A 5155-nucleotide genomic window follows, 5' to 3' on the forward strand; every position below is an offset into this window, starting at 1 on the left:
CAGTCCTTTTGCCCTGGCGAACGAAAGCATATCCGCGCTGAGATTCATCGCTGTCGAACCCTCGACTCCGGCTCCGACGGGACCGACGGCGACAGAAATATCACCGCCGAGCTTAAACGTGCTTGTGAGGAGCGATTCGACCCCCCGTTGCGACATGACGAGCAGCACCACTTCCGATGCCTGTGCGCCGAATTGAAAACCGAAGCTCCCGGCCCCCATCGTATAGAAAGCGGGCTGGCTCCATTCGCCGCTCTTGTCGTCTTTCACAAGGAATACTCCGCTTCCCCCTTCCCCGCCGAAGAAAAAGGCGGCCTTGAGCAGTTGCGGCACGATGAAGATGCCCTTTGCATCCTTGATATGGTCACGCAACCATTCCATGTTTGAGTCGGCCAGGAAACTGTTGAGCGTCATGCGGGATTTGTCGACGATATCCTTCTGTTCGGCATCATCGGCTGCGGAAACCATGCAGGGTGCCAGCAGGGAAGCCATGACCAGCGCCAGTGTAAGAGTCCGGAGTTTTCTGCATCGCGTCATCTGCATCATGATAGGGCCTCAACACGGTTATGGTGGAATGAAAGTCAGTGTGCACCACCGGAATGTCTTATACAACCCTCAGAAGGCCAGTCAGTGACAACTGATTCCAATTCTATGGCGGAACTTCCACGGGTCTCGGTTGTGGTCGAAAAGGCTTGTCTGGTATGTTGCCTTCCTCGGCAATTGTGAATCCGTTTCATTTGGAGGCTCGCAGGGTTTATGGCCACGAACGACAAGCAAGTCATTTTCTCCCTCGTCAATGTCGGAAAAGTCTATCCGCCCAAACGGCAGGTGCTGCGCGAGATCTATCTGGGTTTCTACTACGGTGCCAAGATCGGCGTGCTCGGGTTGAACGGATCGGGCAAAAGCTCCCTCCTCAGGATCATCGCGGGCGTGGACCAGAACTACACGGGGGAGATCACCCGCTCGAAAGGCTACAGCATCGGGCTGTTAGAACAGGAGCCTCAACTCGATCCGAACAAGACGGTCAAGGAAGTCGTGGAGGAAGGCAAGAAAGAACTCGTCGGGCTGCTCAAGGAATATGAAGATGTCAGCAACAAGATGGGGGAGGCGTCTCCGGAGGAACTGGAAAAACTCATCGACAGACAGGCGCAGTTGCAAGAGAAGATCGAGGCTGCCAATGGCTGGGAGTTGGAAAATGAACTGGACATCGCGATGGATGCCTTGCGATGTCCTCCAGCGGATCAAAAGGTCGAGACTCTGTCCGGCGGAGAAAAACGCCGTGTAGCCCTGTGCCGTTTGATGATTCAAGAGCCGGATATTCTGCTGCTTGACGAGCCGACCAATCACCTTGATGCCGAGTCGGTGCAGTGGCTCGAGCAACATCTCCAGCAATACAAGGGCACCGTCATTGCCGTGACTCACGACCGGTACTTCCTCGACAACGTTGCGGGATGGATCCTCGAACTCGATCGCGGCCACGGCATTCCTTTTCAAGGTAACTATACGTCCTGGCTGGAGCAGAAGAAGGACCGGCTCGAAAAGGAAGAGAAGGCTGAGACCAAACGTCGTAAAACTCTCGAGCACGAGTTGGAATGGATCCGTATGTCGCCGAAGGCCCGCCAGTCGAAGGGGAAAGCGCGGTTGAATCGATACGAGGAATTGGTCAACCAGAAGCAGGAGCAGGTGGCGGAGGACCTCGAAATCTATATTCCCCCGGGACCACGATTGGGCGATGTGGTCGTGGAAGCCAAGGGGATCAGCAAGGCGTTCGGCGACAAGGTTCTGTATGAGAACGTGAACTTCAGCCTGCCGAAGGGTGGGATCGTCGGCGTCATCGGACCGAACGGAGCCGGCAAGACGACGATGTTCAAGATGATCATCGGGAAGGAAAAACCGGATTCGGGCACAATCAAAATCGGCGAGACCGTCAAGCTCGGCTATGTCGATCAGGATCGAAGCCTCGATCCGACCAAGTCCGTCTACGATGTGATCTCAGAAGGTCACGACACGATCAAACTCGGGAAGGCCGAGGTGAATGCCCGTGGGTACTGCGCCCGATTCAACTTTGCCGGGACCGATCAGCAAAAGAACGTGAAGGACCTCTCAGGGGGAGAACGGAATCGCGTGCATCTGGCCCGCATGCTGAAGGAGGGCGCCAACCTCATCATTCTCGACGAGCCGACGAACGATCTGGATGTGAATACCTTGCGCGCGCTGGAGGAAGGGCTCGAGAGTTTCGCAGGCTGTGCGGTGATCAGCAGCCACGACCGGTGGTTCCTCGACCGCATCGCGACCCACATCCTGGCTTTCGAGGGTGACAGCAAAGTCGTCTGGTTCGAGGGCAACTACAGCGATTACGAGGCGGACCGCAAAAAACGTCTGGGGAAAGAAGCGGACCAGCCGCACCGGATCCGTTACCGGAAGCTGACGCGGAACTGAAGGTGAGTCCACAGGCCGGCGTTTGCTGAGATTCATCTCCGGAATGCCACCGGCCTCACAGATCGTCAAGCGACAGGACTCTGACTTTTCCGTCATTATCCCTTTGAACGATAACGCGTAGCTCGGAACCTTTCACCAGTGACTTGAAGAGAGCCATCATTTCCTCGTCGCGAGGGTACAGGATGAATTGCCTGCCTTCGGGAACCGCTTTCCACGAACCATCTGTGAAGACCTTCCCCAACTCGACCCATACGGCGGGATCGTATGTGTCCAAGACCAACACGAATGCTTCGATCCTGGTCGGTGTGGGGAATTGCATGTCCCGGATAGGTCCAGCGAATTCAGGAGGGAGATCCGCAGGCGGAAGCCCTTGTGGCCATGCCGGTGTGATCAAGGAGACGAGGACCAGAAGACAAAGCCAACCCAATCCCTGCTTCATGCCGGGATTATATCATCAGGCGTTCCGAACGCAGATGGCCAAAGGATTCCGTGGGTGAAATGAAGCCGGTGGTTCTTGTCACAGGTGCAGCAGGTTTGATCGGACAATACCTTGTTAGGTCCGCCCCGCGATGGGCCCCGAAATGGGACGTTCATGGACTTACCAGGGCTGAGCTCAACCTGACCGATGGATCGAAAGTCGAGCGCTATTGGAGGTCCAGACGAGCTGACGCCGTCATCCATTGCGCAGCTCTCAGCCGGACCAAAGAGTGCGAATTAAATCCGGAACTGGCGCGATGTGTGAACGTCGATGCCACAGCACAGTTGGCAGAGCTCTCCCGGTACATTCCCTTCATCTTCCTGTCCAGCGGCGAGGTCTTCGACGGAAGGGGCAGTTGGTACGTCGAATCGGATCGGGCCAACCCGATTAATGTCTACGGCAGGACCAAGCTCGAAGCAGAGCAGGCAGTGTTGCAGAATCCTGGGCATACGGTCGTTCGGATCGTCTTGACGGCCGGGACATCGAACAACAGCGATCGAAGTTTTGTCGAGGATATGTGTAGAGCCGTCAAGACCGGCCAGCCCGTCACCCTCTATATAGACGAATTGCGTTGTCCTCTCCCTGCTGGCGTCATCGCTCGCGCTGTCTGGGAACTGCTCGAGCGGAACACGCCCGGTCTCTACCATCTTGGTGGCAGGGAACGGTTATCCCGTTGGGACATCGGCCAGGCACTCCTGCCCTGGTATCCAGAATTTGAAGGGAGGTTCGTCGTGGCTTCTGCGCAGAACCATCGTGGCGCCCCGCGCCCAGCGGATCTTTCTCTTCGATGCGACAAGATCCAACGTCTCTTGTCGTTTCCGATTCCGGGATTTCGGGAGTGGCTTCTCCATCGCCGGAGCCGGGGAGCCGACCTGTGGGACTATCCGGAGGAAGGCCGGTGAGAGAGTTCGCGAACGGGCAGGCTGACAAATTGAGAGTTCGGTGGAGAAGGATACTGTGACGGGATCGGATCCTCTTTCATTTATTGTCCTTACCTACCTTGTCATGTCAGTGGTCATGGCTGGGTTGTGGGCTCTCCAACTGATCGTACGCAATGCTGCCATCGCCGACGTCGGCTTTTGCGCCGGTTTGATCACGGCGGTGCTCTGGTATGCCTCCCATGCTCAGGGCGAGACAGAGCGAAAATTATTCGTCTCTTTCATGGTCTGTATTTATGCGGGCCGCTTGGGGTTGTACCTTCTCCTGAACCGGGTGATCGGAAAGAAGGAAGATGCACGATATCAGCGGGTTCGCAGGCAGTGGGGTAAGTGGGAAGGGATCAAGATGTTCGGGTATTTTCATCTCCAGGCGTTGGCTGTGGCGGCGTTATCGTTGCCGTTCATGGTGATCATCCAGAATCCGCAACCGCCGTTCGGACTGTGGGAGCTCGCGGGATTTCTGTTGTGGATCGCGGCGGTAGCCGGTGAAGCGGTCGCAGACTGGCAACTCGCCAGATTTCGGTCCAAACCGTGGAATCTCGATCGTGTCTGCCAGCAAGGCCTCTGGTACTACTCACGGCATCCGAATTATTTTTTCGAATGGCTCCATTGGTGCGCCTTCGTCGTCATCGCGATCGGGGTACCGGGCTGGCCCCTCACGTGGATCGGCCCTGTTGCGATGGGCTGGGCGCTTCTCAAGGTGACGGGAATTCCTCTGGCGGAAGAACAGGCGATCAGAAGCCGGGGAGAAGACTATCGGGAGTACCAGCGGGGAACAAACGCCTTTTTACCCTGGCCGCCCAAAAAATCATGAGCGGTAAAGCCGAGAATCTTCGATCTGACTCGTCAGTGCGGAACGGTCATGGTTGCTGGTTGAGTCGGGAGAGTCGCGCTCTGGCCGTCTCGGCTTCCTTGCTGGAAGGGTAGAGACGAAGGATGTCTTCATAGAGCTGCTTGGCATGGGCCTCGTTGTGCTGGCGTTCTTCAAATTCGGCAGTTTCGAGCATCTCCGTTGCCTGGTCCCCGTTGCATGCGGAAACGGAGAGTACGCAGATTGTGAGCGCAGTACGAATCCACCGCTTCATGTTTTTGGTCTCATCTATTATTCCAACAACTTCTGCCACCAAGTAGCCTGTCGAAGCGATTGCCTGGTTTGATAGGACACCCCACGGAGTTTATGCCAATCCACGATGACTTTTCCATAATTGAGCTTCGTGCTGGCGTTGCCAAGTTTCGAGCAGATTCAAACAGGCGTGGTCGATATGCCGGAGCGAGGAAAATTCGATGAGGAGTTCGGCATAAG

Annotated in this window: 6 protein-coding genes; 3 read left to right on the forward strand and 3 right to left on the reverse strand. The window is 56.1% G+C overall.

The window, feature by feature from the left end; all coding sequences use genetic code 11:
- Positions 1-543, reverse strand: a 543-nt coding sequence (locus tag ACWVCN_RS06365) for a lipid-binding SYLF domain-containing protein (protein WP_455244720.1), incomplete at its 3' end; no start/stop codon positions are given.
- 210 nt (positions 544-753) lie between these two features.
- Here ACWVCN_RS06365 and ettA point away from each other — a divergent pair.
- Positions 754-2436, forward strand: coding sequence for an energy-dependent translational throttle protein EttA (gene ettA / locus ACWVCN_RS06370; protein ID WP_455244721.1), 1683 nt, complete (start codon positions 754-756; stop codon positions 2434-2436).
- A 55-nt stretch (positions 2437-2491) separates the two neighbouring features.
- Here the strand turns inward: ettA and ACWVCN_RS06375 are convergent, their stop codons facing one another.
- On the reverse strand, positions 2492-2875 hold the full coding sequence (locus ACWVCN_RS06375) for a hypothetical protein (protein ID WP_455244722.1): 384 nt from the start codon (positions 2873-2875) through the stop codon (positions 2492-2494).
- A gap of 59 nt (positions 2876-2934) precedes the next feature.
- Between ACWVCN_RS06375 and ACWVCN_RS06380 the strand changes: the two genes are divergently transcribed.
- Both ACWVCN_RS06380 and ACWVCN_RS06385 read left to right on the forward strand, forming a co-directional pair.
- Positions 2935-3816, forward strand: coding sequence for an SDR family oxidoreductase (locus ACWVCN_RS06380; protein ID WP_455244725.1), 882 nt, complete (start codon positions 2935-2937; stop codon positions 3814-3816).
- Positions 3817-3856: 40 nt separating this feature from the next.
- Positions 3857-4666, forward strand: a complete 810-nt coding sequence (locus ACWVCN_RS06385; RefSeq protein ID WP_455244723.1) for a DUF1295 domain-containing protein — start codon at positions 3857-3859, stop codon at positions 4664-4666.
- Positions 4667-4712: 46 nt separating this feature from the next.
- Here ACWVCN_RS06385 and ACWVCN_RS06390 read toward each other — a convergent pair whose 3' ends face one another.
- Entirely contained in the window at positions 4713-4937 is a 225-nt protein-coding gene (locus ACWVCN_RS06390; RefSeq protein ID WP_455244724.1) for a tetratricopeptide repeat protein, read from the reverse strand.
- Positions 4938-5155 lie beyond the last annotated feature (218 nt).

The sequence above is a fragment of the Petrachloros mirabilis genome, from assembly GCF_975968855.1.

Coding starts and splice junctions, on each gene's coding strand:
- ettA (WP_455244721.1), top strand. CDS start 754: ATGGCCACGAACGACAAGCAAGTCATTTTCTCCCTCGTCAATGTCGGA.
- ACWVCN_RS06375 (WP_455244722.1), bottom strand. CDS start 2,875: ATGAAGCAGGGATTGGGTTGGCTTTGTCTTCTGGTCCTCGTCTCCTTG.
- ACWVCN_RS06380 (WP_455244725.1), top strand. CDS start 2,935: ATGAAGCCGGTGGTTCTTGTCACAGGTGCAGCAGGTTTGATCGGACAA.
- ACWVCN_RS06390 (WP_455244724.1), bottom strand. CDS start 4,937: ATGAAGCGGTGGATTCGTACTGCGCTCACAATCTGCGTACTCTCCGTT.